This window comes from Marinicauda salina (assembly GCF_003122085.1).
Taxonomy (GTDB): Bacteria; Pseudomonadota; Alphaproteobacteria; order Caulobacterales; family Maricaulaceae; genus Maricicauda_A; species Maricicauda_A salina.
Genome location: NZ_QEXV01000001.1, coordinates 962,170 through 988,685, shown reverse-complemented (window position 1 = coordinate 988,685; position 26,516 = coordinate 962,170). Strand labels below are relative to the sequence as shown.

At 70.0% G+C, this 26,516-nt stretch carries 23 protein-coding genes, 1 tRNA gene and 1 riboswitch; of the genes, 11 read left to right on the top strand and 13 right to left on the bottom strand.

Features of this window, described 5'->3' with window-relative positions:
- Positions 1-22: 22 nt before the first annotated feature.
- Complete coding sequence (locus tag DDZ18_RS04495) at positions 23-1,492, bottom strand: amidohydrolase family protein (RefSeq protein WP_109252128.1); 1,470 nt, start codon at positions 1,490-1,492, stop codon at positions 23-25.
- A gap of 146 nt (positions 1,493-1,638) precedes the next feature.
- The gene (locus tag DDZ18_RS04490; RefSeq protein ID WP_109252127.1) at positions 1,639-2,274 is read right to left on the bottom strand and encodes a peroxiredoxin; all 636 of its coding nucleotides are present in this window, start codon (positions 2,272-2,274) and stop codon (positions 1,639-1,641) included.
- 130 nt (positions 2,275-2,404) lie between these two features.
- Between DDZ18_RS04490 and DDZ18_RS04485 the strand changes: the two genes are divergently transcribed.
- Positions 2,405-2,902 (top strand): SixA phosphatase family protein, encoded by a 498-nt coding sequence (locus DDZ18_RS04485; protein ID WP_158272069.1) that lies wholly within the window; start codon positions 2,405-2,407, stop codon positions 2,900-2,902.
- A gap of 64 nt (positions 2,903-2,966) precedes the next feature.
- Entirely contained in the window at positions 2,967-4,496 is a 1,530-nt protein-coding gene (locus DDZ18_RS04480) for a glycosyltransferase (protein ID WP_158272068.1), read from the top strand.
- A 144-nt stretch (positions 4,497-4,640) separates the two neighbouring features.
- Here DDZ18_RS04480 and DDZ18_RS04470 read toward each other — a convergent pair whose 3' ends face one another.
- The 3 genes from DDZ18_RS04470 to DDZ18_RS04460 all read right to left on the bottom strand — a co-directional run bounded on the left by DDZ18_RS04470 (position 4,641) and on the right by DDZ18_RS04460 (position 9,317).
- Entirely contained in the window at positions 4,641-6,524 is a 1,884-nt protein-coding gene (locus DDZ18_RS04470; protein ID WP_109252123.1) for an alpha/beta hydrolase family protein, read from the bottom strand.
- Between the two features lie 116 nt (positions 6,525-6,640).
- The gene (locus DDZ18_RS04465) at positions 6,641-8,593 is read right to left on the bottom strand and encodes an alpha/beta hydrolase family protein (protein ID WP_158272067.1); all 1,953 of its coding nucleotides are present in this window, start codon (positions 8,591-8,593) and stop codon (positions 6,641-6,643) included.
- 82 nt (positions 8,594-8,675) lie between these two features.
- Positions 8,676-9,317, bottom strand: coding sequence for a YqaA family protein (locus tag DDZ18_RS04460; protein WP_158272066.1), 642 nt, complete (start codon positions 9,315-9,317; stop codon positions 8,676-8,678).
- A gap of 82 nt (positions 9,318-9,399) precedes the next feature.
- A riboswitch (cobalamin riboswitch) is annotated at positions 9,400-9,609 on the top strand.
- A 149-nt stretch (positions 9,610-9,758) separates the two neighbouring features.
- On the opposite strand from DDZ18_RS04460, the gene DDZ18_RS04455 reads away from it, so the two are divergent.
- The 5 genes from DDZ18_RS04455 to DDZ18_RS04435 all read left to right on the top strand — a co-directional run bounded on the left by DDZ18_RS04455 (position 9,759) and on the right by DDZ18_RS04435 (position 15,992).
- Positions 9,759-11,690, top strand: coding sequence for a TonB-dependent receptor domain-containing protein (locus DDZ18_RS04455; RefSeq protein ID WP_158272065.1), 1,932 nt, complete (start codon positions 9,759-9,761; stop codon positions 11,688-11,690).
- A complete protein-coding gene (locus tag DDZ18_RS04450) occupies positions 11,687-12,523 on the top strand; it encodes an ABC transporter substrate-binding protein (RefSeq protein WP_109252119.1) in 837 nt (278 codons plus the stop codon). The genes DDZ18_RS04455 and DDZ18_RS04450 overlap by 4 nt, the downstream gene beginning before the upstream one ends.
- Positions 12,520-13,509: a FecCD family ABC transporter permease gene (locus DDZ18_RS04445; protein ID WP_233245700.1), complete on the top strand. Its 990-nt coding sequence runs from the start codon at positions 12,520-12,522 to the stop codon at positions 13,507-13,509. The genes DDZ18_RS04450 and DDZ18_RS04445 overlap by 4 nt, the downstream gene beginning before the upstream one ends.
- Complete coding sequence (locus DDZ18_RS04440) at positions 13,506-14,255, top strand: ABC transporter ATP-binding protein (RefSeq protein ID WP_109252117.1); 750 nt, start codon at positions 13,506-13,508, stop codon at positions 14,253-14,255. The genes DDZ18_RS04445 and DDZ18_RS04440 overlap by 4 nt, the downstream gene beginning before the upstream one ends.
- Positions 14,256-14,342: 87 nt before the next feature.
- Positions 14,343-15,992 carry an AMP-binding protein gene (locus tag DDZ18_RS04435; RefSeq protein ID WP_233245699.1) on the top strand — a complete coding sequence of 550 codons (1,650 nt, stop codon included), beginning with the start codon at positions 14,343-14,345 and terminating at the stop codon, positions 15,990-15,992.
- Here DDZ18_RS04435 and DDZ18_RS04430 read toward each other — a convergent pair.
- The 3 genes from DDZ18_RS04430 to DDZ18_RS13680 form a co-directional block, all read right to left on the bottom strand.
- Positions 15,941-16,795 carry a GNAT family N-acetyltransferase gene (locus DDZ18_RS04430; protein WP_109252116.1) on the bottom strand — a complete coding sequence of 285 codons (855 nt, stop codon included), beginning with the start codon at positions 16,793-16,795 and terminating at the stop codon, positions 15,941-15,943. The genes DDZ18_RS04435 and DDZ18_RS04430 overlap by 52 nt on opposite strands.
- A gap of 23 nt (positions 16,796-16,818) precedes the next feature.
- A tRNA-Gly gene (locus tag DDZ18_RS04425) sits at positions 16,819-16,892 on the bottom strand.
- A gap of 184 nt (positions 16,893-17,076) precedes the next feature.
- On the bottom strand, positions 17,077-17,346 hold the full coding sequence (locus DDZ18_RS13680) for a hypothetical protein (protein WP_146190601.1): 270 nt from the start codon (positions 17,344-17,346) through the stop codon (positions 17,077-17,079).
- Between the two features lie 503 nt (positions 17,347-17,849).
- Between DDZ18_RS13680 and DDZ18_RS13865 the strand changes: the two genes are divergently transcribed.
- Entirely contained in the window at positions 17,850-17,996 is a 147-nt protein-coding gene (locus DDZ18_RS13865; protein WP_158272064.1) for a hypothetical protein, read from the top strand.
- A 93-nt stretch (positions 17,997-18,089) separates the two neighbouring features.
- Positions 18,090-19,040: a radical SAM protein gene (locus DDZ18_RS04420; RefSeq protein WP_109252115.1), complete on the top strand. Its 951-nt coding sequence runs from the start codon at positions 18,090-18,092 to the stop codon at positions 19,038-19,040.
- Here the strand turns inward: DDZ18_RS04420 and DDZ18_RS04415 are convergent.
- Positions 19,037-20,062, bottom strand: coding sequence for a 2'-deoxycytidine 5'-triphosphate deaminase domain-containing protein (locus tag DDZ18_RS04415; RefSeq protein ID WP_109252114.1), 1,026 nt, complete (start codon positions 20,060-20,062; stop codon positions 19,037-19,039). The two genes, DDZ18_RS04420 and DDZ18_RS04415, sit on opposite strands and share 4 nt — an antisense overlap.
- Before the next feature lie 159 nt (positions 20,063-20,221).
- On the opposite strand from DDZ18_RS04415, the gene apaG reads away from it, so the two are divergent.
- Positions 20,222-20,614, top strand: a complete 393-nt coding sequence (gene apaG / locus DDZ18_RS04410) for a Co2+/Mg2+ efflux protein ApaG (protein WP_109252113.1) — start codon at positions 20,222-20,224, stop codon at positions 20,612-20,614.
- Positions 20,615-20,900: 286 nt separating this feature from the next.
- The gene (locus DDZ18_RS04405) at positions 20,901-22,355 is read left to right on the top strand and encodes a TrkH family potassium uptake protein (RefSeq protein WP_109252112.1); all 1,455 of its coding nucleotides are present in this window, start codon (positions 20,901-20,903) and stop codon (positions 22,353-22,355) included.
- Position 22,356: 1 nt separating this feature from the next.
- Here DDZ18_RS04405 and DDZ18_RS04400 read toward each other — a convergent pair whose 3' ends face one another.
- Genes DDZ18_RS04400 through DDZ18_RS04385 form a run of 4 tightly spaced genes read right to left on the bottom strand, consistent with a single transcriptional unit; the run spans position 22,357 to position 26,453 of the window.
- Complete coding sequence (locus DDZ18_RS04400; RefSeq protein WP_158272063.1) at positions 22,357-23,340, bottom strand: hypothetical protein; 984 nt, start codon at positions 23,338-23,340, stop codon at positions 22,357-22,359.
- 58 nt (positions 23,341-23,398) lie between these two features.
- Positions 23,399-24,370: an Hsp33 family molecular chaperone gene (locus DDZ18_RS04395; RefSeq protein ID WP_109252110.1), complete on the bottom strand. Its 972-nt coding sequence runs from the start codon at positions 24,368-24,370 to the stop codon at positions 23,399-23,401.
- A gap of 11 nt (positions 24,371-24,381) precedes the next feature.
- The gene (locus DDZ18_RS04390) at positions 24,382-25,566 is read right to left on the bottom strand and encodes an aspartate aminotransferase family protein (protein ID WP_109252109.1); all 1,185 of its coding nucleotides are present in this window, start codon (positions 25,564-25,566) and stop codon (positions 24,382-24,384) included.
- 53 nt (positions 25,567-25,619) lie between these two features.
- On the bottom strand, positions 25,620-26,453 hold the full coding sequence (locus tag DDZ18_RS04385; RefSeq protein ID WP_109252108.1) for an ABC transporter permease: 834 nt from the start codon (positions 26,451-26,453) through the stop codon (positions 25,620-25,622).
- Positions 26,454-26,516: the final 63 nt, after the last annotated feature.

Sequence of the window (26,516 nt, the reverse complement as noted above, 5' to 3'; positions counted from 1 at the left end):
AAGTGAGCTTGACGTCTGCGATTTACTGGACGTTCGATCGGTCGGAGACCGCGCCGAGATTGCCGGCGAGGTCGTCGAAGCTGTGCAGAACGCCGTCGGTCATGACCCACGCCACCTCGCGGGAGGCGGAGATCTCGTGAAGCGGGTTGGCGCGCAAAAACACCACATCCGCCTGGTAGCCATCGGCCCAGCGGCCGGTCTCGTTCTCCAGCCCCATGACGCGTGCGCCGCCGGCGGTCGCGAGCTCCAGCACCCGCCAAGGCTCGAAGCCGCCCTCGACCATGATTTCCAACTCGGTCGCGAAGAAGGGTCCGCCGCCTGGCCCGTCCGTGCCCACGCCGATGGGCACGCCCGCATCGTCGAGGCGGTGCGCGAACTCGTACACGTTATCCATGGCGGCTTGGGCGCGTCTTGTGTCCTCATCGGTCCAGCCGGTCATCGCCGCGGATGCGAACTGCAGCAGCCCGGCGAGCGTTCGCGGATGAATGTAGGCGCGGTGCTCGGCCGGATAGATGCGATCCAGCGCATCAGGCCCGGTCATCAGCTTATTGACCTGAAGCGTCAGATCGACCGTCGTCCCGGTTTCGACCAAGACGTCGAACAGGCGCTGCATCCGCGGCCCGTCGAAATCGACGCGCTCGAACCACTGATACATGAAGCGCGAGTCCGCGCCGCGCAGTTCGATGAATTCCTCCCGGGCGCCGGGTTCGAGCAGCTCCTGACTAGTCGGCAGCGCATGCAGCAGGCCCGCCACCCCCAGCTCGACGGCGCGGGTCCAGCTGACGGCGTCAAGATGGGCGATCGGTTCAAGCCCGTGGGCGCGCGCCGCCGCGACCCCAGCCGCCAGCTCGTCTTCGCTCAGGCCCGTGTACAGCTTGAAGTACCGCATGCCGAGCGCCGCCTGGCGCGCGGCTTCCTGGTCCCATTCGGCTTCCGTGCGCGGATAGGCGACAGCGTCGCCGCCCATGGGCGGGGGCTCGATGACGGCGCCGGCGTGGAGTGCTGCGGGCCCGATCCATTCGCCTGAAGCGATCCGCCTGTCATAGGCCGCGCTCGCTTCGGGATCGGCGCCGGGATTGCGCACCGTCGTCACGCCGAAGGCCAGGGCCATGCGAGCGTTGAACTCGGTGATCGCGTCGTCGCTGTCCATGGTTATGACGGGCTGGCCGTCCACGATCTCGACCGCATGCGGACCGGCGGTGATATGACCGTGCACGTCGATGAAACCGGGGAGCGCGTAATGGCCGGACAGGTCGCGCCGTTCGAGGAAGGCTCCGTCCGGCATTCTTCCGTGGCCGAAATCGGCGATGCGCCCGTTCTCCACGACCAGCCAGGCGTCCTCGGCCACGGTTCGTTCGACTGGGTCGACCAGCGTGAAACCGGAATAAAGCGCTCCGCGCGGCGGCGCCGCGTCGGAGATCGTTTGCGCGCACGCGGCGAGACATAACGCCGCCGCCGACGCGGTTCCCGTGAGCCAGACCCTTCGCGACATGAACCTCTCCTGTGATTGTCAAGTTCGCTTGACTGATGTATCGTCAAGTGAGCTTGACGTCAAGTGGCCTTGACAATCTCGCGCAAAAAAACGGCCGGCCCCGGGGTCGGGACCGGCCGCTCGATGATCGCAAGCGCCTGGAAGGTTTACTTGTTCGGCTGCGGCGTAGTGCGCAGATAGGGCTTGATCTTCTTGTAGCCCTTCGGGAACAGCTTGTCGGCGTCCTCGTCGGACAGGGTCGGGACGATGATGACGTCCTCGCCCGCGCGCCAGTTGACCGGCGTGGCGACCTTGTAGCCGTCGGTCAGCTGCAGCGAGTCGATGAGCCGCAGGATCTCGTCGAAATTCCGGCCCGCGCTCGGGGGATAGGTGAAGGTGGCGCGGATCTTCTTGTTCGGATCGATGACGTAGACCGCGCGGACGGTGACCTTCGGATCCGCCTTCGGATGGATCATCTGGTAGAGTTCGGACACCGACTTGTCGACGTCGGCGATGATCGGGAAGTCGACCGTGCAGCCCTGCGTCTCCTCGATGTCCTTGATCCAGCCCTCGTGATCCTCGATCGGATCGATGGACAGCGCGATGGCCTTCGCGTTCCGCTTGGCGAGCTCTTCCTTGAGCTTGGCGGTGTAGCCGAGCTCGGTCGTGCAGACCGGCGTGTAGTCGGCCGGGTGGGAGAAGAAGACCACCCAGTCATCGCCGATCCAGTCGTGGAAACTGATCTTGCCGTCGGTGGTTTCGGCTTCGAAGTCGGGGGCGGTGTCGCCGAGCAAAAGACCCATGGCGAGGCTCCTTTCGGTCTGGAGGGGTCGGGACGTTCGATGTCTACTTGAGACGGCGAGGCTCTGGACGCAACCCCGCCGGCGTGGTTGCTATCGCGCCGGTTCGCGCGAAACAGGACAGCGTCGCATCATGCCCGTGATCATCCTCGTCCGCCACGCCAAGGCCGTCGACCGGATGGACGCCGAGGACGATTTCGAGCGCGGGCTGACCGAGCGCGGCCGCGCCGACGCCGACCGCGCCGGAGCGGCGCTGGCCGGCGCCGGCTTGAAAGCCGACCGCGCGCTGGTCTCGCCGTCGCGGCGGACCCGCGAAACCTGGGCGCGCATCGCGCCGGCGCTGGGCGATCCCGCCGTCGACGATCCGATGGCGCTCTATCACGCCTCTCAGGACATGCTCGAGCGCGCCGCCCGCGAAGCCTTCGCCGACGGCGCCGAGCGCATCGTGCTGGTCGGGCACAACCCGGGGATCGGCGCCTTCGTTCACGGGCTGGCCGCCGCCGCTGGCGACAATCAGGGACTGCCGCGCGGCTGGCCCACGGCCGCCGCGGCGGCCTTCGCCGTCGATGCGGCCGCGCCGGCGCTGCGCGCGCGCGAGCGGGTCCTCCTGTTCAACCCCAAAGAGTGCTGATTCGCTCTCTGCACGCATTTGGTGTATGAATGCGGCCTTGGGTGGCTGCACGGGGCGAGGCGGCATGGCTGACGCGCGAACGCGCTCGATCCGGTCGCACGCCCCGTCGTCGCGAACGCGGGCCCGCCAGGCCTGGCGTGCGGCTTTCCACCTCATCGAGCACAGGCCCGAGGCGAGCGCGCGATCCCGGCTGTCCCCGCCCGCCGCGCTCATCGCCGGTCCGGGCCTGTTCGCGCTCGGCGCGACCCTCCTTGCGCCGGGCGTCATGCTGATCGCCGCGGGCGCGCTGGGCGGCGCCGTGTTCGCGGCGGTCAGCCTCCTGCGCCTCGCCGCTGCGCTCGCCCCGCCGCGATACGATGCGCGCCGCCCCCTGTCCGACGAGGCCCTGCCCGCCGTCTCGGTCATCGCCGCGCTGCATCGCGAGGCCGAGGTCGTCGGCGATCTCTGCGCGCATCTCGCCGCGACGGACTATCCCGCCGACCGGCTGGAGATCCTGCTCGCGATCGAGGCCGACGACGCCGAGACGCTGGCCGCCGCGCACGCCGCGGCGGCGCGATGCGGCGCGCGGGTGATCGAGATCGCCGCCGTCGGCCCGCGCACCAAGCCGAAGGCGCTCAACGTCGCGCTCGCCGAGGCGCGCGGCGAGCTCGTCGCCGTCTACGACGCCGAGGACGCGCCCGCGCCCGACCAGCTGCGCGCCGCGGCCGAGGCCTTCGCCGCAGACGCGCGCCTCGGCTGCATGCAGGCGCCGCTTGGCTGGTACAACCGGGGCGAAACCTGGCTGACGGGCCAGTTCGCGCTGGAATACGCCGCGCACTTCCACGCCCTGCTGCCGCTGTGCCGGCGGCTCGGCTGGCCGCTGCCGCTCGGGGGCACGAGCAACGTGTTCCGGCGGAGCGCGCTCGAGGCCTGCGGGGCCTGGGATCCGTTCAACGTGACCGAGGACGCCGATCTCGGCTTTCGGCTCGCCCGCGACGGCTGGCGCTGCGGGCTGATCGAACCGGGCACGCTGGAGGAGGCGCCGGTGGCGCGGGCCGCCTGGACGGCGCAGCGCAGCCGCTGGCTCAAGGGCCATCTCGCGACCTGGCTCGTCCAGATGCGCGACCCGCGCGGGCTGGCCGCCGCGGCCGGCCCCGGCGGCGTGCTCGCGCTGCAGCTCACCCTCGGCGCCAATGTCCTGAGCGCGATGATCCACGCCCCGGCGACCCTCGGCGTCCTGCTCGGAGCGGGCGCCTGGGCGGCGGGCCTCGTCTCGGGCTGGCCGGTCGCCGTCGCGGCGGCCGGGCTCGCGACGGGTTACGCCTGCGCGATGGCGGCGGCGGCCTCCGGCGCGCGACGCGCCGGGTTCACGCCGCGGCCGCGGGCGGTCGCGGCGATGCCCGCCTACTGGCTCCTGCAATGGCCGGCCATGCTGCGCGCCTTGCGCGAGCTCGCCGCCGCGCCCTATGTGTGGGCCAAGACGCGTCACGGGGTGAGCCGCGTCGCGCGGGAGCCCGTCAATGAACCTGACCGTCACCGTGATCCTGATGATCGCCGGACTGGCTCTGTTCGCGCTGGCGGCGTGGCGCGGCGGCCGGCCCGCCGACCCGCTTAAGGGCCCGCGCCTCGTGCCCTGGACGCTGGTGGCGATCTTCGCCGGCGCCTTTGTGCTGGTCGTCGGCGCGCACTTCCTGAGCTTTTTCGGCATCGAGACCGGCCAAGGCCGGCCGCGCCTCTAGACGGGGTCCCCGGGCCCGGTCTATTCGAGCACCGGCAGCGCGCGCTCCAGCAGCTCGCGCGACTCCTCGAGAATGGTCAGCCGCGAGGACGCCTTGCCGAGATAGTGGTCCTCGCCCTCGAGGGTGATCAGCTCGACCTCGCCGCCGGCGTCCTCCATTTCGCGCTCCATCCATTCGGATTGGGACAGCGGCACGGTGTAGTCCTCGTCGCCGTGGATGAGCAGAACGGGCGCGTCGATCTCGTGGGCGCGGGCCTGAGCGGACACTTGGTCGACCTCGTCAGAGCTCACGTAAAGCGATCCGATATAGTTCTCCCAGTAATCCATGCCGTATTCGTTGTCCGTTTCATTAGCCGACGCCAGCAGGGAGATCGCATCGACCACGGGGGCGACGGCGATCACGCACACGACATTCTGTGAATCGAGGATGCTCATCATCAGCGCGGCATACCCGCCGTATGAGGCGCCCGCGGCGCAATAGCCGCCTTCTCTGGCGATACCCGCCTCCACGAGATGCCGGGCGCCGTCGATATTGTCCTGGATCATCTTGCCGCCGAACTCGCCGTATCCGGCCTCGATGAACTCCTGGCCATAGCCGTCCGAGCCCCTGAAGTTCGGCTGCAGCACGGCGTAGCCGAGCGAAGCGTAGGCCTGCGCCCACCAATCGAAGACCGCCAGATCCCGGCTTTGCGGGCCGCCGTGCGGCATGACGACGAGGGGGAATGGACCGTCCTCTTCCGTCATTCCTGGTGGAAGCGTGAGATAGGCGGGGATCTCGAGCCCGTCGGAGGCCTCGTAGGAAAACGCGATCTGGCGACCGAGCGCTCGGCCTTCCAGGCGCGGGGCCTGCGACCCAAGCCGGCTGACCTGGCCGGCTTCGCGATGGAACACGTACAGATCGGCCGGCTGGCCGGGCTCAAGGGTCTCGAAGGCGATGACCTGCCTGTCCGCCGACCACGTCAGAAGATTGAGATGATCCGCATCGAGCGCGCTTGAGAGCGCCTCCGCCAGGTCCGCAAGCTCGTCGTCATAGAGGGTCGTCTCGGGCATATCGTCCTCGAATATGCTCGCGCCGACCAGAGCGTGGGACCACGGGTCGAGGAATGGAGAAACCGTCACCCCCTGAAGCGACTCGTCGACGGCCGGGGAGAGCTCGCCCGTCTCCAGATCCAGGCGGTTGAGCCCGCGGTTCGAGCCCGTCGGAAACTGGATGAGGAGGGAATCGCGCGCGCCCGAGAGGTAGACGCTGGGCAGTTCATCGCCGCGATGCTCGTCCAGATAGACCGGCTCTCTCTCATCGACCCGCCGGATGGCGAACTCCCGACGCCGCTCGTCCGCGAGCAGATCCGCCACCGGCTCGCCGTTGGCGTCGAACATACGGCGGAAGAAAGTCCTGCTGCTAATGCGTTCGACCCTCTCGTCCCGGCCGTCCTCCAGGCGAACCCGGAGTATAGTCGTCACGGTCTGCATCAGTATGTGCTCGGGATCATCGAGATCGAGCGAGACGATCTGGTCGAGACGGCGCGTCCCAGCCCTTCCCGTGATCATCAGCGCCGCGTCGCCCTCCTCGACGTCATAGCTGGCGACCCGGCTGACGAAATGCCCTCCGTACTCCGTCCGCGTGTTCAGATAGATCAGCAGATAGCGATCGTTCGCCCACCGGGCGCCGGTGATGCGCGCGTCGTCCGGGGGCGTCATGATCTGCGGCTCGTCCCCGCCGACCAGATCGTAGATGCACAGGGAGCGCTCGTTGCCCGCCCCGCATCCCAGCGCGATGTAGCGGCCGTCCTGAGACAGATCGACCTGCCAGCCGAGTTCGATGGCGGCGAAGTCGGCATAGTCCTGCGCGATCGCCGGTGCGGACAGAACCGCCGCCGCAGCGAGCGAGATGAGTGTTCGTTTCACGATTTCCCCCGTCGAAATCCCTTGAAGCGGAACCAGGCCGCGACCGTCGGAGGTCGATCGAGACCGGCCAAGGGAGGCCGCGCCGTTAGCCGCAGCCGCCTCGACCGGCGCCTGGTCTATTCGAGCACCGGCAGCGCGCGCTCCAGCAGCGCGCGCGACTCCTCGAGAATGGTCAGCCGCGAGGACGCCTTGCCGAGATAGTGGTCCTCCCCCTCGAGCACGATCAGCTCGACCTCGCCGCCGACGGTCTCCAGCGCCTCGGCCATGCGTTCGGACTGGGTGACCGGAACCGTGAGGTCCTCGTCGCCATGAACGAGCAGGACCGGCGCCTCGATCTCGTGAGCGCGTGTTTCCGCGGACACCTCGGCGGCCTCGTCGCGGCCGACATGCAGGGAGCCGATATAGTTCTCCCAGTAATCCAGACGGATTTCGCTGCCCGCCGCGTTGGCCTCTGCGAGCACCGACATCGCGTCGATCACCGGCGCGGTGGCGATCACGCACTCGACATTCTCCGGATCGAGGATGCCCATCATCAGCGCGGCATACCCGCCGTAGGAGGCGCCCGCCGTGCAATAGCCGCCCTCTCTGGCGATGCCGGCGTCCACGAGATGCCGGGCGCCGTCGATATTGTCCTGGACCATCTTGCCGCCGAATTCGCCGAAGCCCGCTTCGATGAAGTCTCGGCCGTATCCCGACGAACCTCGGAAATTCGCCTGAAGTACGGCATAGCCCAGCGAAGCATAAGCCTGAGCCCACCAGTCGAAGGTGGCGTCGTCCCGGCTCTGCGGGCCTCCGTGGGGCATGACGACGAGCGGGAACGGGCCGTCCGCCTCGGTCGCACCCGGCGGCAGCGTGACATACGCGGGAATCTCCAGCCCGTCGGACGCCTCGTAGGAAAACGCGATCTGATCGCCCAGCCGGCGTCCCTCGAGCCGCGGCGCCTCCGTGCCCAGCGGGTTCACCTGGCCAGCGTTCCGGTCAAACACGTAATACGCCGCCGGTCGTCCCGGCTCGCGGGTTTCGAAGGCGATCATGGAGCGGTCGGCGGACCAGGAAATCAGGTTGAGCAGGTCCGCGCCCAGCGCACCGGCCAAGGCCTCGCGCAGGCTCGCCAGCTCCTCGTCCGTATAGATTTCTTCGGGCAGCCCCTCAGGCGTGAAGACGCCCGCGCCCACAAACGCCTGCGACCAGGGGTCGGTGACCGGGTCGACGATAAGCCCCTGCAATGATTCCTCGACGGCGGGCGTGAACTCTCCGGTCTGCAGGTCGAGCCGGTTGAGGCCGCGCCGCTCGCCTTCATAGAACTGAACAAGCACGGAGTCGGATTCGCCGGAATGATGCACGCTGGGCAGTTCGCCGGTGTGCTCGCCGAGATAGACCGGCTCGCGCTCGTCGACCCGGGCGATGGCGAATTCCCGGCGTCGTTCGTCGAGACGTATGTCCGCAATCGGCTCGCCGTCGGCGTCGAACATCCGGCGGAAGGTCTCGCCGCGAAGGCGTTCAATTCGTCGGTCACGACCATCCTCGAGCCGCACCCGGTAGACATTGGTCGCGATCTCCTCCCGGGTGATGCTGGAATTGCGGTTGCCGCCGCTCGTCCGCACCGAGACCTGCATCAGGATATGCTCGGGATCGTCGAGATCGAGCGAGGAGACATTGTCGAGCGCGCTCGTCACGTTCCGGCCCGTCATCATCAGCGCCGCATCGCTCTCCTCGATGTCGTAGCTGGCGATCCGGCTGACGAGGACATCGTGCAGTCCCGACGTCGTGTTCAGCTCGGTCACCGTATCCAGATAGATCAACAGATACCGGTCGCTCGCCCATTCGGCGCCGGTGATGCGGGCGTCGTCGGGCGGGGTCATGATCTGCGGATCCCCGCCGCCCACGAGATCGTAGATGCACAGCGAGCGTTCATTGCCCGCCCCGCATCCCAGCGAGACGTAGCGTCCGTCCTGCGAGAGATCGAGCTGCCAGCCGACCTCGATGGCGGCGAAGTCGGCGTATTGCTGCGCGAACGCAGGCGCGGACATGACCGCCGCGGCGGCGAGCGAGATGAGCGTCCGTTTCATGATTCCCCCCCGGTCAAACTCGCGTAAAGGGAAGCAAACCGGGGAAACTCGCGCAACCATTGAGTCCCGTCCTGGGCGGGTTTCAGGGCGTCGCGACCCAGACGGCCGCGGCGATGAAGGCGAGCAGGAACGCCCCGACCCCGGCCGCGCGGAGCGCCGGCGGACGCGCGCGCCACCATGCCGTGATCCGCTCGCCGAAGGCGTAGACGAGGACGGCCATCGAGAAGTAGCGCACCGTCCGGCCGGCCAGTACGGCGGCGAGAAAGAGCGCGGGGTTCACCCCGGCGAGTCCGGCGGCGAAGCTGGTGATCTGCACCGGCAGCGGCGTCATCATGCCGAGAAAGACCGCCAGCGCGCCGGCGCGATCGATCCGCTCCCGCGCCGCGGCGAGCGCGCTTTCGCGTGCGCCCGGTTCGGCGATCACCGGAGACAGCGCGTCCCAGGCCGCGACGCCGCCGAGATAGGCGATCAGGCAACCCAGCGCCGAGCCCAGCGTCACCACCGCCGCGGCGGGAAAGACCTTGGCCCGGCCCTGCAGCATGCGCGCGAGCAGGGGAAACTCGATCGGCCAGGGAAACACCGTCGATTCGATCACCGAGCCTGCGAACAGCGCGGCGAGCGCATGCGGTCCGCGCGCGGCGCGGTCGAGCCGGCCGGCGAACACGCGCAGCCGCCGGCGCCAGCGGCGCAGCCCGCGGCTCAGCGGATTCGAACGCCTGGTCATGGTCTTCATCTAGCCTGCGCCGGCGCGATGCGACAGCGCGGCCTTTGGTCCGCCCCCGCCTTGACCCGGCGCATGCGGCGGACATAAACCATGCCCCGGCGGTTCCTCCGCGAGGAGGCGAAGAGGGAACCCGGTGAGACGCGCGTCCCGCGCGCATCGAGTCCGGGGCTGTGCCCGCAACTGTCAGCGGCGAGCCGCGCGCCAGCAGCCACTGGATCGTCCCTGATCCGGGAAGGCGGCGCGCCGGCCGTGACCCGCAAGCCAGGAGACCTGCCGCCCACAGGTCGCTCGTTCCGGGACCGGGAGCAGTCCACGGACAGCGGAACAACCGTTCGCAGCGACGCATCCGGACGCCGGAGCGACGCCGGGAGACCGGCGCGGGCGTCGATGAATCGCGAACCCGCCGGGTCCGGCTCCGCCCCGGCTGCGAACGGAAACAACATGATCAGATCGACTCTTTCACTCCTCCTGCTGGGCGCGAGCGCGCCCGCCCTGGCCGAGAGCGCCGACGACGCCGTCATCGTCACCGGCACGCGCTTCGAGACCGAGGCCGAGCGCCTGCCCGCCTCGGTCTCCACGGTCGAGCGCGCCGATATCGAGCTCGAGGCCGTCGCCACGCTCTCCGAGGCGCTCGCCGACCTGCCGGGCGTCACCGTCGCCCAGTCCGGCCCCGCCGGGTCGCTGACCTCGGTCTTCCTGCGCGGGGCGAACTCCAAGCACACCCTCGCCCTGCTCGACGGGATCCGGCTCAACGATCCCGCCAGCGCCAACGGGATCTTCAATTTCGGCTCGGAACTGGTCGGCGACGCCGCCCGCGTCGAGGTGGTCCGCGGCCCGCTGTCCTCGGTCTACGGCTCCGACGCGATCGGCGGCGCGGTGAACATCATCCCGCGCCTGGGCGGCGAGACCGCCTTCGAGCCCTACGCCGAGATCGCCGTGGGCGAATTCTCCACCGTGCGCGGCCTTGTCGGCGCCGCCGGCTCGACGGAGCGCGCGCGCTACGGCCTGACCGTCGAGGCGATGGAGACCGACGGCTACGACGTCACGCCTTCGCGCATGTCGACGGCGACCGGCGATCGCGACGGCGCGGAGTTCGCGGTGCTGACGGCGACCGGCGAATACGATCTCGACGGCGGGGTGACGCTGGAAGGCCTGGTGCGCCTGCGTTCGGCCGAAAGCGAGGTCGACACCTTCTCCGGCGGCGCGAGCGGGTTCCAGCGCGCCGACGACCCCGACCTCGTCAACGCCGACGACTACGCCGTCTGGCGCATGGGCGCGGCCTGGACGAGCCGGGACGGCGGCTTCACCAGCCGCCTGCGCGGCGGCCAGGTGCTCAACGATCTCGAGAACCGCGACGGCGGCGTCATCACCGACACGTATGAGGGGGAGCGCACCTTCGCCGAATGGCTCAATGTCTGGCGGCCCGGCGCGAGCGGGCTGCGCGACCCGCGCGTGAGCTTCGGCGCGCAATACCAGCGCGAGGACATCGAGACCGACGCCGCTTTCGCCGCGCCGCTCTCCGTCGTCGAGGAGGCCTGGGGCGGCTTCGTGGTCGGCCAGGCCGGCCTCGGCGACCGCGTCGATCTCACCGCCTCGGCGCGCGTCGACGACTACGAGAATTTCGGGACCGAGACGACGGCCGATATCGGCGCCGTGGTCCACTTGCCAGAGCTGCGCACCCGCCTCGTCGGCTCGATCGGCTCGGCCTTCAAGGCGCCGACCCTGTCGGAGCGCTTCGCCTCGTCGGCCTTCATCACGCCCAACCCCGATCTCGAACCCGAAGAAAGCGTCGGCTGGGAGCTCGGCTTCGCGACCGCCCTGCCCGCGTTCGGCGCCGAAGACGGCGTGCGCTTCGGCGCGACCTGGTTCGATCAGGACATCGAGGACCTGATCGAGACCGAGTTCGACTTCACCACATTCACCGGCCAGAACGTCAATATCGGCGAGGCCGAGATCGAGGGCTTCGAGGCCTTCGTCGCGATCGCGCCGAGCGAGCGCCTGGACGTCCGGGTGGACTACACCTTCACCGACGCGATCAACGCGGTCACCGGCGCGCGCCTGCTGCGCCGACCCCCGCACGCCTGGTCGGCCTCGGCGCGCTGGCGGCCGGTCGAGCGCGCCGCGCTCAGCCTGGAGTATGTCTTCGTGGGCGAGCGCCGCGACGTGACCTATGACGATGACGGCGTCTTCGTCGCCTCGGGCGCAGTCATCGACGCCTACGAGCTCGTGAACCTGTCCGGGACCTTCGACGTGACCGACCGGATCGAGGCGTTCGCCGCGGCGAAGAACGTCTTCGACGAGACCTGGGAGAACCCGGCGGCCTTCGCCGGGGCGCCGCGCCGCGTCATGGTCGGGCTGAGATACGCGCGATGAGCCTGCGCACGCATATCGCCGCCGCGGCGGGGGCGTTCGCCCTCGCCCCGGCCGCCTTCGCCGACCCGCCGGCGACCGTGTCGCTGGACTATTGCGCCGACCAGTACGTGCTCGCGCTCGCCGACCGCGACCAGATCCGCGCCCTGTCGCCGGAAGCCGACCGCGACTACAGCGCGCTGCGCGAAGACGCCGCCGGCCTGCCTCAGGTGCGCGCGCTGGCCGAGGACGTGCTCGCGCTCGAGCCCGATCTCGTCGTGCGCAGCTATGGCGGCGGACCGCGGGCGCGCGGCTTCTACGACCGCGTCGGCATCGACACCGTGCAGATCGCCTACGCCGCCGACTTCGACGACATCCGCGCCAATATCCGCGCCGTCGCCGCCGCCCTCGAGCAGGAAGCTCGCGGCGAGGCGCTCATCGCCGAGATGGACGCCACGCTGGCCGAGGCCGGCCGCGGGGGCGGCGACGGCCGCACCGCGCTCTACCTCACCGCCTCGGGCGCGACGACGGGCTCGGGCACGATCATGCACGCCGTGTTCGAGGCCGCCGGCTTCGAGAACGCGCTCCGCGATACGGCGGGCTGGCGCATGCTGCCGCTCGAACGCCTCGTGCTCGATCCGCCCGAAACGATCGTGACCGGCTTCTTCGACACGCTGGCCACGCAGTCCGACGCCTGGAGCTATACCCGTCACGGCGCGCTGCAGACGCTGCTGGAGAACGCCGAGACCGCCCATCTCTCGGGCGCGCAGATCGGCTGCACGTCATGGCTGCTCGCCGAGGCCGCGCTCGACGCGCGCCGCCAGGTCGAAGCCCGCCGCTTGGCGGCCGCGCCGTGAGCCGGACGGGCCTCCTCCTCGCGCTCGCCGCGGCGAGCCTCGTCTCCATCGCGCTCGCCTGTCTCGCGGGCAGCGCGCCGCTCTCGGTGGGCGAGACGCTGGCCGGCGTCGCGGGCGCGGGGCGCGAACCCGTCCGGATCATCGTGTGGGACATCCGCCTGCCGCGCGCGCTCGCCGCCTTCCTCGTCGGCGGCGCGCTGGGCGCCAGCGGCGCGGCGCTGCAGGGGCTTCTGAGGAATCCGCTCGCCGATCCCGGCGTGCTCGGCGTCTCCGGCTCGGCGGCGCTGGGCGCGGTGGTCGCCATCTATTTCAATCTCGCCGCGCTGACGACGCTCGCCGTGCCGGGCCTCGCGGTGGCCTTCGCGCTCGGCGCGACCGCCCTGCTCTATACGCTGGGCGCGACACGCATCGGCTCGGTCCAGCTCATCCTCGTCGGCGTCGGAATCTCGAGCTTCGCCGGGGCGCTGACCGCGCTGGCGATGAATCTCGCGCCCAACCCGTTCTCGCTGTCGGACCTGGTGAACTGGCTGCTGGGCTCGGTCGCCAACCGCAGCTGGGCCGATCTCGGCTTCGCCGCGCCGTTCTGGATCGCCGGGCTGGGGCTCGCGCTCGCCGCCGCGCCCGGTCTGCGCGCGCTCGCCCTGGGCGAGGAGGCCGCCTTCACCCTCGGCGTCGACCTGAAACGCACCCGCGCGCTCGTCATCGCGGGGACGGCGCTGATGACGGGCGCGGCGGTGGCGGTCGCCGGCATGATCGGCTTCGTGGGCATCGTCGCGCCCCACGTCGTCCGCCCGCTGGTGAAGCACGATCCCGCCGACCTGATCGTCCCGAGCGCGCTCACGGCCGGGATCATGCTGGTGCTCGCCGATCTCGCGATCCGGCTCGCTCCCTTCACCCAGGAGCTCAAGCTCGGCGTCGCTGCCGCCCTCGTGGGCGCGCCGGCCTTCGTCTGGATCGCCGCGCGTAATCGGAGCATCGGACGATGAGCGTGCTGGAGCTGGATACCGTCTCGGTCGATCTCGGCGGCCGCCGCGTCCTCGACGGCGTCTCGTTCTCCGTCGGTCCGGGCGAGTGCGTCGCCCTCGTCGGGCCCAACGGGGCGGGCAAGTCGACGGCGATCCGCGCCGCGCTCGGCCTGGTTCCGCTGGCCGAGGGCGAAGCCCGGCTCGGCGGCGCGTCCGTCTCTTCGCTCGACCCGCGCGAGCGCGGGCGCCGGGCGAGCTATCTGCCGCAGGCGCGCGATACGGCCTGGGCGATCCGCGCGCGCGACCTCGCCGCGCTCGGCCGCTTCGCCTGGGGCGGCGCGCCCTATGACCGGCTGGACGCGGACGACCGCGCCGCCGTCGACGCCGCGCTCGACCGCGCCGATGCGGCCGCGCTCGCCGGCCGCCGCGTCGACGCGCTGTCGGGCGGCGAGCAGGCCCGCGTCCATCTCGCCCGGGCGCTCGCCGCCCGCGCGCCGGTCCTCTTGGCCGACGAGCCCGTGACCGCGCTCGACCTGCGCCACCAGCACGACGCGCTGGCCGTGCTGCGAGGCGAGGCCGAGGCCGGTCGCGCCGTCATCGCCGCGCTGCACGATCTCGACGCGGTTTTGGGCTGGGCGGACCGGGTGATCGTCCTCGACGGCGGGCGCGTCGCTGCGGAAGGCCCGCCGGAGGCGACGCTGACGGACGATCTGCTCGCGCAGGTCTTCGCGATGAAGCGCGCCGATCGCGGCTACACGCCGGCGTGAAGCGCTGCGAACTTCCATGCTGGATTGGGCGTTATTGATGCATGCGCCGGTCGCGTGAATGGCCGCAGCGCGTGCAGGAGGCCCGCATTGGAGTCCGACGACGCCGATCAGGACGCATCCCGGGGCGAGGTCCTCGAGACGTGGGAAGGCGCGACGCTCGACACCGCCGCGTTCGCCGGGACGCTTCTGGGCGCCCTGCGCGACGCCCGGCGCCGCCATGGCGGGTCGACCCCGATCCTCCAGGACGGCGACGGAGAGCCGATCGGCTATGACCGGCTGATCCAGGCGGCCTACGCGCTCGGCGGACGGCTCGCGCGGAAGACCCGCGGAGACAAGGCGGTCGGCGTGCTGCTGCCGACCGCCGCGCCGGCCGTCATCGCCGTCTTCGCGCTCCACGCCGCCGGGCGCACGCCGGCCATGCTCAATTTCACCGCCGGCGCGGCCCATATTCGCGCCGCCTGCGAGCTGGCCGACGTGAAGACGGTCGTCACCTCGCGGCGCTTCATCGAGGCCGCCGGGCTCGAGGCCCTCGCCGAAAGCCTGGAGACCGATGTCGAGCTCGTTCGGCTGGAGGACGTCCGGGCCGAGATCGGCGCGCTCGACAAGCTCGTCGCCGGCGTCCGCGCCGCCCTGCCGGATCCGGGCCTGGCGAGGACCTCGCCGGACGACCCGGCCGTCCTCCTGTTCACCTCGGGCACGACGGGAACGCCCAAGGGCGTCGCGCTCAGCCACGCCAACATCCTCGCCAACATCGCCCAGTGCCGCGCCCACATCCCCTTCGACCCCGACTGGGTGTTCTTCAACGCCCTGCCGATCTTCCACGGCTTCGGGCTGACCGGCGGCGTGCTGCTGCCGATCCTCGGCGGCATGAAGACCGTGCTCCACCCCTCGCCGCTTGACCGCAAGCTGATCCCCGAGCTGATCGCGAAGACCGGGGCGAACGTGCTCGTCTCCACCGACACGTTCGCGCGGTATTACGCCCGCGCGGCGGACAAGGACGCGCTCGAGGGCCTGCGCTATGTCGTGCTCGGCGGCGAGCGCATGAGCGATGCGACGAAGCGGCTGTTCGCGCGCAAGTCCTCCGCCGCCGTCCTGCAGGGCTACGGTCTGACCGAGTGCGGACCGGTGATCGCCGTCAACCAGCCCGACGCCGACAGGCCCGGCACGGTGGGCCGGCTGCTGCCCGGCATGAAGGCCCGGCTCGAGCGCGTTCCCGGAATCAAGGCCGGCGCGCGGCTGCTCGTGCGCGGCCCAAATATCATGCTGGGCTATCTCGATCCCGAGCGCCGCGGCGCGGTCGAGGCGCGGACCGGTCGCTGGTTCGACACCGAGGACCTGGCCGAAGTCGATTCCGACGGCTTCATCACGGTCACCGGCCGCATCAAGCGCTTCGCCAAGATCGGCGGCGAGATGGTCTCGCTCGACGACGTCGAGTCGTGCGCCCGCGCGCTGTGGCCAGACGCGCACCACGCCGCGATCGCGCTTCACGCCGACAGGAAGGGCGAAGCGATCGTCCTCGTGACCGACCAGTCCGACGCGGACCGGGAGGCGTTCGGCGAAGGCGCGCGCGAGCGCGGCTGTTCCCGCCTCGTCATCCCCTCGCGCATCCGCGTGGTCGACGACGTGCCGCTGCTGGCGACCGGCAAGCCCGACTACACGCGGGTCCGCAATCTCTTCGACGACGATCAGCCGGGGAATGGCGGCGCGTCGGCGTCGGTCAGCGAGCGCTCGACATAGGCCTTCACCCGCGCGGTGACGTCGGCGGCGTCGCCGGCGAGCGCGGCGGGCGGGATCGGCGCGCCGAAGATCAGCCGGTAGTCGCCGCGCTTCTTGTTGAGGAGTTCGTGGAAGAGCGTGATGTCGCGCAGCTCCTCGGAGACCTTGTCGAACAGGTGGAACAGCCGCGAGAACGGCCCGGCGACATGGACCGGGACGACGGGCGCGGCGTGCTTGCGCGCCAGGGCTGCGGCCGAATGCTCCCAGGGCGGATCCTCCAGCCGGCCGTTCTTCACCCGCGCGATGGCGCCGGCGGGGAAGACGCCGATCAGCCGCTCGGCGTCGAGGGCCTGGCGGGCGCGCTTGAGCGTGCGCTTGGCCGACTTGAGCGTGCGCGTCTCCGCCGGCCAGTCGACGGGGATCAGGGACTCGGAAAAGCCCGGACAGACCCGGTGGGCGTCGGCGTTGGCGAAGAAGCAGATGTCCGGCCGGACCGGGCGCACGGCGTCGTAGACCGCGATCCCGTCGGCGATGCCCGTGGGATGGTTCATCATCAGGATGCAGCGGCCTTGCCGCGGCACATGGTCGAGCCCGTCGGTCGACACGCTCAGGCGCAGCAGGTCGCTCACATGATCGAGCGCGGCGTAGCCGCCCAGCGGCGCGATCGCGTCGGCCATCCGGCGCGCCTCGCGATAATTGAGCATGGCGCGCAGGAGCGGCTGCAGCAGCGGCCAGAGCGGGCTCGCGGCGAGCCGCGGCGCGCGCTCCTCGATGAGGATGTCGACGATGTGCTTTGGGGAGCGATCCGATCGGGACGTCACGATGGGGCGCCGCGTCCGCGCGCGCCTGGAGCGGGTGAAGGGAATCGAACCCTCGTCGTCAGCTTGGGAAGCTGCTGCTCTACCATTGAGCTACACCCGCGAGAAGCGCGGCAGACCTACGAAATAAGGGCAAACGGGCGAGGCTGGCAAGCGCGGCATCTCCGCACGAACCCGAACAAACCGTATATTCCGTGCTCGCGAGTCCCGAAATAGTCCCGAAGCGAGTTCGCGGGGTGTTCGCGTCCAGGATCGAGCGTTGGCAAGCCCTACCCTGGGAACCACAATCACACATCCGCCTTGGGCGAGCGCTCGCCTTTGGGGATCCAGCCCTCATTATGAACGCCGTTATCTAACCACCCGAGCGTCCGCCGCTTCGTTGCCAGATAAACCGCACCACAATATCCGCACCGTTGCGCTCCGGCTGACAGCTCCTCCTCCAAAGCTGGGTCCGCCGCCATGATCCGGGCGATTTGCTCGGGCGTAAGATCGTGCTGCCGGCCCTGAGTGCCGCCCGAACAGGATCGGCCTTCCGGACAGATGATGCTCTTACTCATGCGCAGTTCCTCCCGCCTAGAAGATCACGCGGGCATAGTGGATACGTTGAGATATGCAGCCAACCGAAACCCTGTCGGCTGCGCCGAGTTCGAAAGTGGTGGGTGCGGGGGCAGGATCGGGGCTGTCGCTCGCTCGTCATGCGCCCACGATCGCCCCGCAGGGTGAATGACGACTAAATCCCCGGCCGAAAATCACCCGGGTTTTCCACAATTCGCCGCGGCGGACGCGCCGCCGGCGCCTGTCAGCGCAGGGCGTCGCGACGCGACTGCATTTAATCTGAACTCATTTCTCGCCGGATGAGCATTGGGCGCATGACAATGGCAATGCCCTCGCTTGTAGGAGGGTAGCTGTAAGGGGTTTTGCCTCATGTATCTTTCTTATCGTGGTCGACACACGAGTTTCGTCTTTTTCGACCAGCGGCTCGCGGCAATAGACCCATTGCTTCTACTCGCCTTGATGAACGTCTTCTCCTGACGCCTCGCGCGAAAGCGCAGCGCTGGACGTGCGCGGCCCGGTCTTCATCCAGGCCGACATCGCATCGGGCCGGAACAATGCCTGGATCGGGCGGGATTTCGGCGACGCGCTCGCCGGCGGCGGAGACGGCGAGTGGGAGCACCGCTTCAACATCAATATCGGGCTGTATTTCTGACGCCCCCCGCACGCGGCGAACACGAAATGTTCAGCGCCGCGGCGTTGAGACGGGGCGGGACGCGCCATAGCTTCCCTCCGAGAAGCAATCCCGGTGGCCGCCTTGAACCAGCCCGTCCAGCTCGCCCCCTTCTCCCATCCCGACGTCACCGCGAAGGGCGAGACGCGCGCCGCGGTCGGCTTCGAGCGGCTCGAGACGCTGTGGTTCAACACCGGCACGCTGTGCAATATCGAGTGCGCCAACTGCTATATCGAGAGCTCGCCGACCAATGACAGCCTCGTCTACCTGAGCGAGGCCGACGTCGCGGGCTATCTCGACGAGGTCGACGCGCTGGGCTGCGGGCCCATCGAGATCGGCTTCACCGGCGGCGAGCCCTTCATGAACCCGGCCATGATCCGGCTCGCCGAGATGGCGCTGGAACGCGGCCACGACGCGCTGATCCTGACCAACGCGATGAAGCCGATGATGCGCCCGCGCGTGCAGCGCGGCCTGGTCGACCTGCGCGAACGGTTCGGCGACCGCCTGACGATGCGGGTGAGCCTCGATCACTACACCGCCGAACGCCACGACGCCGAGCGCGCCGAGGGCGCGTTCGAGTCCGCGATGACCGGCATGGAGTGGCTGGCGCGCGAGGGCTTCCGCCTGTCGGCGGCGGGCCGGGCCGCCTTCGCCGAGAGCGAGGCCGATGCGCGGGCGGGCTTCGCCGCGCTGTTCGCCGAACGCGACATTCCCGTCGACGCCGCCGATCCCGCGCAGCTGGTCGTGTTCCCGGAAATGGATCCCGCCGGCGAGCCGCCCGAGATCACGACCGCCTGCTGGGACATTCTCGGCGTCGATCCGCGCGCGGTGATGTGCGCGACCAGCCGGATGGTGGTCCGCCGCAAGAACGCCGACGGGCCGGTCGTGCTGTCGTGCACGCTCATCCCCTATGACGACGGCTTCGAGATGGCGACGACGCTCGCCGAGGCGCTCAGGCCGGTGAAGCTCAATCACCGCTTCTGCACCCAGTTCTGCGTCCTCGGCGGGGCGAGCTGCTCGGGTTAGGCCGCGCCGGCGAAGTGCTTGGACAGCTTCAGCCCCTGGGCCTGGTAGTTCGAGCCTGACGCGCCGTAGGGCGTCGCCACCGCGCCGGCCATCTGCTCGTAGACGAGCCGGGCGACCGGCTGGCCGTGTTCCAGGATGAAGGGCACGTCGCGGCCGCGCACCTCCAGGACAGCCCGCGAGCCGGCGCCGCCGGCGGCGTCGACGCCGAAGCCGGGATCGAAGAAGCCGGCGTAGTGGGCGCGGAACTCGCCGATCTCCGGGGCGATGGGCGCCATCTCGGCGGCCTCGCCGACCGGGATCTCGACGGCCTCCCGCGAGGCCAGGATGTAGAACTCGCCGGGATCCAGCACGATGCGCCCGCCCGGGGCGCGCACCGGCTCCCAGAAGGCCGGCGCGGCGTGGCCGCCGGGCTGCGCGAGATCGACGAGCGGGGAATGGCGCTTGGCGCGATAGCCGATGGGCGCGTCGCCGCGGCCGGCGAGATCGACCGACAGCGTCAGCGTCCGGGTCGCCGCGTGCGGGCCGCGGCGCAGCCGGGCCTGCACCAGCCGGTCGCCCGGCCGAGCGAGCACCGAGAAGGTGCGCGGACAGATCTCGACATAGAGCGGGCCCCGATAGCCCGCCGGGACCTGGTCGAAGGCGCCGGCGCGGTCTGCGATCACGCGCGTGAACACGTCGAGCCGGCCCGTCGAGCTCTTGGGATTCATGGCCCCGGCGACGTCGGCGGGCAGGGCGAGCGATTCCTGCAGCTCGGCGAGATAGACGCAGCCCGTCTCGAGCACCGCCCCGCCGTCCAGGTCGAGCTCGTGCATGACGAGGTCGCCGTCGAGCCGCTCGGCGACGGCGCGCTCGGGGCCCGGCAGGAAGCTCGCGCGCAGCCGCCAGGCGCGGCGCGCCAGGCGGAGGTCGACGCTGGCGGGCTGGATCTGGCCGGCCTCGAGCGGGGCGGCGGCCGTGATGGCGCCGGACCCGGCGAGGGCCTCGAGATCGACGTCTGGCAGGATGCCCGCGGGCGCGGTCATGCGGCGGCGGCCTTTCGTTTGACGGCGGCCGGAATCGGCCGACCGGAGGGATCGACCATTCCAGCATGGGGCGCCGGAAGTCCAGCCGACCGCGCGGCGCCTCTTGAGCAATTCACGCGTTAGATGTCAGATCAGGCTTCGCAGGGAGGCCGGAGCGCCATGTACAGGAGCGAGACGCGCGGCGTCGTGATCAAGGTCGAGCCGGACTATCTCGACGACGAGTCCGAGCCGGGCGAAAGCCGGTTCGTCTGGTCCTACACCGTCGAGATCGAGAACACGCGCGCCCAGCCGATCCAGCTGATGTCGCGGGAATGGCGGATCACCGACGCGATGAACCGCACCGAGATCGTGCGCGGCGACGGCGTCGTGGGCGAGCAGCCCGTCATCAAGCCGGGCGGCCGGTATCGCTACACCTCCGGGGCGCCTCTGCCGACGCCGTCGGGCTTCATGTCGGGCGCCTATGTCATGCGGTCGAAGGACGGCGAGGAGTTCTGCGCCGACATCCCGGCCTTTTCGCTCGACACCCCGCACGACCGGTTCACGCTGCACTAGGGTCCGGACTCAATTCTTTTGTCGGAGTGACAGCCGAATGAGCAAGGGATGGGAGGAAAGACGCGCAGGCCGGGGCCATTCCCGGCCAAGCGGCTTGACGCGACAGGCCGCCGCTCAGTCGGCTGAGGCTGCTTGGTTTCGCACCGAGCGGCGATCTTTCGGCCCGTGGCGGCGTTGCGGTCCCTTGAAAAGGGCCGCCTTTCCTGCGGGACCGCGCCTGGCCACAAACCAAAATCCCGCCGCTCACTGCGGCAAAAGAATTGTGTCCGGACCCTAGGCGCGGCCGGTGAGCCCTTCCTTCCGAACCGTCCTGTTCATCCTGGGCATGATGCTCGCGGCGCTGTCGGCGGCGCAGCTCGTGCCCGCCATCGTCGATCTCAACACCGACGCCCAGTCGGCGCACGCCTTCTTCGGATCGGCCGTGCTCGGCCTGTTCGCGGGCGGCGTGATGGCGCTGATGGGTCGCGGCGCGGTGCGCGATCTCACCCCGCGCGGCGCCATCCTGATCGCCGGAGGGTCCTGGGTTCTGCTGGCCTTCGCCGCCGCCGTGCCGCTCAAGCTCGCCGGGGTCGGGCTCAGCTGGACCGACGCGATCTTCGAGGCGACCTCGGGCATCACCACGACGGGCGCGACGGTGATGACGGGCCTGCAGGACCAGCCGGCGGGGATCCTGCTCTGGCGGGCGATCCTTCAGTGGATCGGCGGAGTGGGCATCATCGTGACCGCGATGGCGATCTGGCCGCTGCTCGGCGTCGGCGGCATGCAGCTCTTCCGGCTGGAGAGCTCGGAGAAGACCGAGAAGGCGCTGCCGCGCGCCGGCCAGATCGCCGCGACCGTGGGCGTCGCCTACCTGGTCCTCAGCTTCGCCTGCTTCCTGGCCTATCTCGCCGCCGACATGACGCCCTTCGACGCGGTCGCCCACGCCATGACGACCGTCGCGACAGGCGGCTTCTCCACCCATGACGGCTCGATCGGCGCGTTCGCCGCCGGCGGCGCCGACCTTGTCGCGCTGGTCTTCATGATCCTCTCCGCCCTGCCCTTCCTGCTCTATCTGCGCGCGGCGACGGGGCGGCCCGACATGCTGTTCACCGACAGCCAGGCGCGCGCCTTCCTCGGCGTGGCGCTCGTCGCGGCGGCGAGCCTGACGGGCTGGCTCGTCTTCAACGAGGTCGAACCCAATGCGGGCTCCGCGCTCAGGATGGCCGCGGTGAACGGCGTGTCGATCCTCACCGGCACCGGCTACGCCAGCGCCGACTACAATCTGTGGGGCGGCGGCGCGGCGGCGATCTTCTTCACGCTGATGTTCGTCGGCGGCTGCGCCGGATCGACGACGTGCTCGGTGAAGATCTTCCGCTACCAGATCGCGGCGGCCGCGCTGCGGGCCTACATCGTCCAGTATGTCCGCCCGCACGCCGTGCGCCCGGTGCGCTATCGCGGCAAGATCCTGCCCGACGCCACGCTGCGCTCGGTGCTCGGCTTCTTCTTCGTCTTCTTCGCGACCTTCGCGGCGTCGGCCGCCGCGCTGTCGCTGATCGGGCTCGACCCGGTCACGGCGGTTTCGGGCGCGGCCACGACGCTGGCCAATGTCGGCCCCGGCCTGGGCGCGACGATCGGCCCGGCGGGGACGTTCCAGTCCCTGCCCGACGCGGCGAAATGGGTGATGACCGCGGCCATGCTGATCGGCCGGCTGGAGATCATGACGCTGCTGGTCCTGCTCACGCCGGGCTTCTGGCGGGGGTGAGCTACTCGAACCGGTCCGCGTAGCCGCTGGCGGCGAGAATCGCCTCGGGACCCTCCAGACGCAGCAGCGTGTCGATCGCCGCGCGCTTGTCCTCGGCCCGGTCGAAATAGGCCTGCGCGATCCGCCGGCCGACCCAGTAGCCCGCCTCGTGGGGCCAGCCCTCCGGCGCCCGGCGGAAATTCGCGAGCCACCGGCCGTAGGCTTCCGCGACTTCGGGCGGCGGCTCGTTCAGGTCCGCGCCGGCCTCGAGGGCGCTGCGGATCGTGGTCCGGTCGGCGTCGAACCGCCGCCAAAGCTCGGCCTCGCGCTCGCGGGCCCAGCTGTCCTTGTCGGCGTCGGGCACGGTCCCGGTGACCAGCATGGCGATGAAATCGGCCATCCCCTCCGCCATCGAATAGCCAAGCAGGGGGTCGGCGAACTCGCCCTCGAGACCGGTTTGCATCTGCAGGACATGCACGGTCTCGTGGGCGAAGAAATGGCGGAAATACGTGCGCGCATCCTCCGGCGTCTCCGCGACCTCGCAGATGACCTCGAGGCCCAGCACCTGGGCGTCCGGACCGGCTGTCCCGCCCGAATTGCCCGCGCCGAAAACGACGTGGATCTCCGGCAGCGGACGGTCGGGGAAGACGCTCTGAAGCCCCAGATAGATCGAACGCAGGTCCGCGCTCGAGGCTTCCGCGATCGGCAGGCAGACATCGATCGCGCGCCGATACGCCTCGGGGTCGGCGGCGATGCGCGCGGCGAGGTTCTCCGCCGAAATGATGCGGTTCGGCGTGAATATCTCCACGCCACGGCCGGCGCCGTCGAGATAGCCGGCCTGCAGCGCCTCCGCCGTCGGGGCGCCGTCGGCGGCCTCGAACACGGCGACGAAGCGCCGCGCGTCTTCGCTGCGCACCTCGGCGGTGAGCGGATCGACGCCTTCGGCGGCGGCGGCCGGCGCAGAAAGGACGAGGCCCGCCAGCGCCAGCACGATACGGAAATTCATCAATATACCCTCCACGCGAAGGGTTATCATGCCCCGCCCCGAACGCCGCTCCAAGCCGTCAGTTGCGGCCGGCCGCCTCGACCTCCTCGGGCGCGAATTTCCAGTCGATATTGCAGTACTCGCAGGTCATGACGATCTCGCCGTCCTGCATCATGTGCGCCTGATCGTCGTCGGAGAAGCTCGCGAGGATCCGCGCCAGCCGCTCGCGCTCGCAGGTGCAGCGCCGCTCCACGGAGCGCGACTCGTAGAGACGCACGCCGTCCTCGTGGAACAGCCGGAACAGGAGCCGGCCCGCGGAGACGTCCGGATCGAGCAGCTCGGCGTCCTCGGTCGTCTCGAACAGGGCGAGCGCGTTCTCGAACGCATCCGGATCGGCGTCCTCTGCCTCGCCCTCGGCGATCTTCTGGATCAGCGCCCCGCCCGCGCGCCAGCGCGTCTCGCCGCCGGCGACCATCTCCTGGCCGACGGCCAGCCGAATGCGCGTGGGCACCTGCTCGGACTGGCGGAAATAGTGCTCGGCGCTGGCGGCCAGCGTCGGGCCGTCGATCTCGACGACGCCCTGGTAGCGGTCGGTGTCCGCGCCCTGGTCGATGGTCATGGCGAACACGCCCGGGCCGAGCAGCGTCTCCGCGCCCGGGCGCGGACCGTGCTCGGCCTCGATGGCGGCGACGGCCTCGGCGTCGTACTTGGCGAAGGCGCGCACGCCCTCTCCCGTGGTGTAGTCGGCGACGACGAAGGACACCGCGCCGCGGCCCTCGATGCCGCTGGCGGACTCGTTGCGGCCGCTGGCCTGGACGATCAGCCGGCCCTCGAACTTCAGCGCGTCGCCGATCAGCAGGGCGAGCAGCACCGCCTCGCCGGCGAGCGCGCCCACCGAGTCGGGATAGTCGTGCGCCGACAGGATCTTGTCGGCGACCGGGCCGAGCCGGGCGATGCGCCCGCGCACGGGTCGCCGCTCCAGCTGAAACGCCGCGACAATGTCGTCTGCGCCGCCGAGCTCGCCCAGCGACGGCGTCGTGTTCTCCGCCATGAAGGCTCCGTCTATTCGGGCTGCAGCGCGCCCAGAGCCGCGTCGAGCGTCTCGACGGCCCGGCGCGCGTGCGCCTCCTCGATGATCAGCGGCGGGGCCATGCGCGCGACATTGTCCCCGGCCGCTCCGATCAGCAGGTGGTGATCGCGGGCGTGCTTCGCCAGAGTCTTGTTCACATAGCCCTCGCGCAGCTTCAGCCCGAGCAGCAGGCCCTTGCCGCGCACTTCCTCGACCTTGTCGGAATGCGCGTCGGCGACCGAGCCGAGCTGCTGGCGCAGGAAGTTCGAGATCTCGACGACATGGTCGAGGAAGCCTTCGCGGGTGAGCTCGTCATAGACGACATTGCCCACCGCCATCGCCAGCGGATTGCCGCCGAAGGTCGAGCCGTGGGTGCCCACGACCATGTGCTCGCCGCAGGCGTCGGTGGCCAGGCAGGCGCCCAGCGGGAAGCCGCCGCCGACGCCCTTGGCCACGGCCATGATGTCGGGCGCGGCGTCGCCCGCCCAGTGATGGGCCCAGAGCTTGCCGGTGCGCCCGGCGCCGCACTGGACCTCGTCATAGATCAGCAGCGCGCCGCGCTCGTCGCACAGCTCGCGCAGGCCGCGCAGGCAGACTTCCGGGATCTCGCGGACCCCGCCCTCGCCCTGGACCGGCTCGACGAGGACCGCCGCGGTCTGGTCGGTGACGGCGGCGCGCAGCGCGTCGTGATCGCCGAACTCGATCTGGTCGAAGCCCTCCATGCGGGGGCCGAAGCCTTCCAGGTATTTCGGATTGCCGCCGGCGTTGATCGCCCCGTAGGTCCGGCCGTGGAAGGCGCCCGTCACCGTCACGATCCGATAGCGGTCGGGCTGGCCATTGGCGTAGTGGTAATGCCGCGCCGTCTTGAGCGCGCACTCGATCGCCTCGGCGCCGGAATTGGTGAAGAAGACGCGGTCGGCGAAGCTGTCGCGGCAGTATTTCTCAGCGAGCTCGATCTGGCCGGGCACGCGGAACATGTTCGAGGTGTGCCAGAGCTTCTCGGCCTGCGCCTTGAGCGCGGCGACCGCCTTGGGATGGGCGTGGCCGAGGCCGTTGACCGCGATGCCCGAGATGAAGTCGAGATACTCCTCCCCGCTGCGCTCGTAGAGGAACACGCCCTCGCCGCGCTCGAAGATCTGCTCGGGCGGGGCGTAGGTCTCCATCAAGGGCTTCGGCATGCGGTCGCTCCATTCGGTCCGGTAAAGATGCGGCGGGTTTACGCCCGCCGCGCTCAGGTCTTCAAGCGCCATCCCGTGCGCAGGACGAGATAGCTCGCCGCGAGCAGGGCGAGATTGATGGCGGTGATCGCGACGGCGCCGATCCACAGCGCGCCGTCGGCCTGGCCGATGAAGCCGTAACGGAACCCGTCGATCATGTAGAAAACCGGGTTGAAATGACTGATCGTCTGGAACGGCTCGGGCAGGATCTCGATCGAGTAGAACGTCCCCGACAGGAAGGCGAGCGGCATGATGATGAAGTTCGTGATCACCGCGAGATGGTCGAACTTCTCGGCCCAGATGCCCGCGATCACGCCGACCATCGACAGCATCGCCGCCGCCGACAGCCCGTAGAAGGCGACCGCGCCGGCGTGCGCGATCGACATGTCGACGAAGGGTGCGATGACGATCGCGGTGGCCGCGGCCACGATGACGCCGCGCGTCATGGCGCCGCCGATGAAGCCCGCCGCCAGCTCGGCCGGCGATAGCGGCGGCATCAGGAAATCGACGGTGTTGCCCTGGACCTTCGCCACGATCAGCGACGAGGACGAATTGGCGAAGGCGTTGTTCAGAAGCCCCATCATGACCAGGCCGGGCGCCAGGAAGGCGGTGAACTCGATCCCGTTGACGTCGCCGCGGCGCGCGCCGATGGCGAGCGAGAACACCGTCATGTAGAGCAGCGTCGTCGCGACCGGGGCCAGCACCGTCTGGAAGCTGACCTTCAGGAAGCGGCGGACCTCCTTCTTGTACAGCGTCCACAGGCCGAGCCAGTTGACCGCGCCGATCGCGCGGGGCTCCGGCGAGGCGGCGCCGGGAACGGCGGGTTGCTTGGCGGCGTCTTCGGCCATGGGCGACTCCGGCGGCGGGGTTGACGGTCCTCTAGCACGGCCCGGCGCGGCTGCGCGAGGCGC

Excerpts from the sequence above, each read along its gene's own strand:
- DDZ18_RS04495 (WP_109252128.1), bottom strand. The coding sequence starts at position 1,492 with ATGTCGCGAAGGGTCTGGCTCACGGGAACCGCGTCGGCGGCGGCGTTA.
- DDZ18_RS04490 (WP_109252127.1), bottom strand. The coding sequence starts at position 2,274 with ATGGGTCTTTTGCTCGGCGACACCGCCCCCGACTTCGAAGCCGAAACC.
- DDZ18_RS04485 (WP_158272069.1), top strand. The coding sequence starts at position 2,405 with ATGCCCGTGATCATCCTCGTCCGCCACGCCAAGGCCGTCGACCGGATG.
- DDZ18_RS04480 (WP_158272068.1), top strand. The coding sequence starts at position 2,967 with ATGGCTGACGCGCGAACGCGCTCGATCCGGTCGCACGCCCCGTCGTCG.
- DDZ18_RS04465 (WP_158272067.1), bottom strand. The coding sequence starts at position 8,593 with ATGAAACGGACGCTCATCTCGCTCGCCGCCGCGGCGGTCATGTCCGCG.
- DDZ18_RS04460 (WP_158272066.1), bottom strand. The coding sequence starts at position 9,317 with ATGACCAGGCGTTCGAATCCGCTGAGCCGCGGGCTGCGCCGCTGGCGC.
- DDZ18_RS04455 (WP_158272065.1), top strand. The coding sequence starts at position 9,759 with ATGATCAGATCGACTCTTTCACTCCTCCTGCTGGGCGCGAGCGCGCCC.
- DDZ18_RS04450 (WP_109252119.1), top strand. The coding sequence starts at position 11,687 with ATGAGCCTGCGCACGCATATCGCCGCCGCGGCGGGGGCGTTCGCCCTC.
- DDZ18_RS04440 (WP_109252117.1), top strand. The coding sequence starts at position 13,506 with ATGAGCGTGCTGGAGCTGGATACCGTCTCGGTCGATCTCGGCGGCCGC.
- DDZ18_RS13680 (WP_146190601.1), bottom strand. The coding sequence starts at position 17,346 with ATGAGTAAGAGCATCATCTGTCCGGAAGGCCGATCCTGTTCGGGCGGC.
- DDZ18_RS04415 (WP_109252114.1), bottom strand. The coding sequence starts at position 20,062 with ATGACCGCGCCCGCGGGCATCCTGCCAGACGTCGATCTCGAGGCCCTC.
- apaG (WP_109252113.1), top strand. The coding sequence starts at position 20,222 with ATGTACAGGAGCGAGACGCGCGGCGTCGTGATCAAGGTCGAGCCGGAC.
- DDZ18_RS04400 (WP_158272063.1), bottom strand. The coding sequence starts at position 23,340 with ATGAATTTCCGTATCGTGCTGGCGCTGGCGGGCCTCGTCCTTTCTGCG.
- DDZ18_RS04395 (WP_109252110.1), bottom strand. The coding sequence starts at position 24,370 with ATGGCGGAGAACACGACGCCGTCGCTGGGCGAGCTCGGCGGCGCAGAC.
- DDZ18_RS04390 (WP_109252109.1), bottom strand. The coding sequence starts at position 25,566 with ATGCCGAAGCCCTTGATGGAGACCTACGCCCCGCCCGAGCAGATCTTC.
- DDZ18_RS04385 (WP_109252108.1), bottom strand. The coding sequence starts at position 26,453 with ATGGCCGAAGACGCCGCCAAGCAACCCGCCGTTCCCGGCGCCGCCTCG.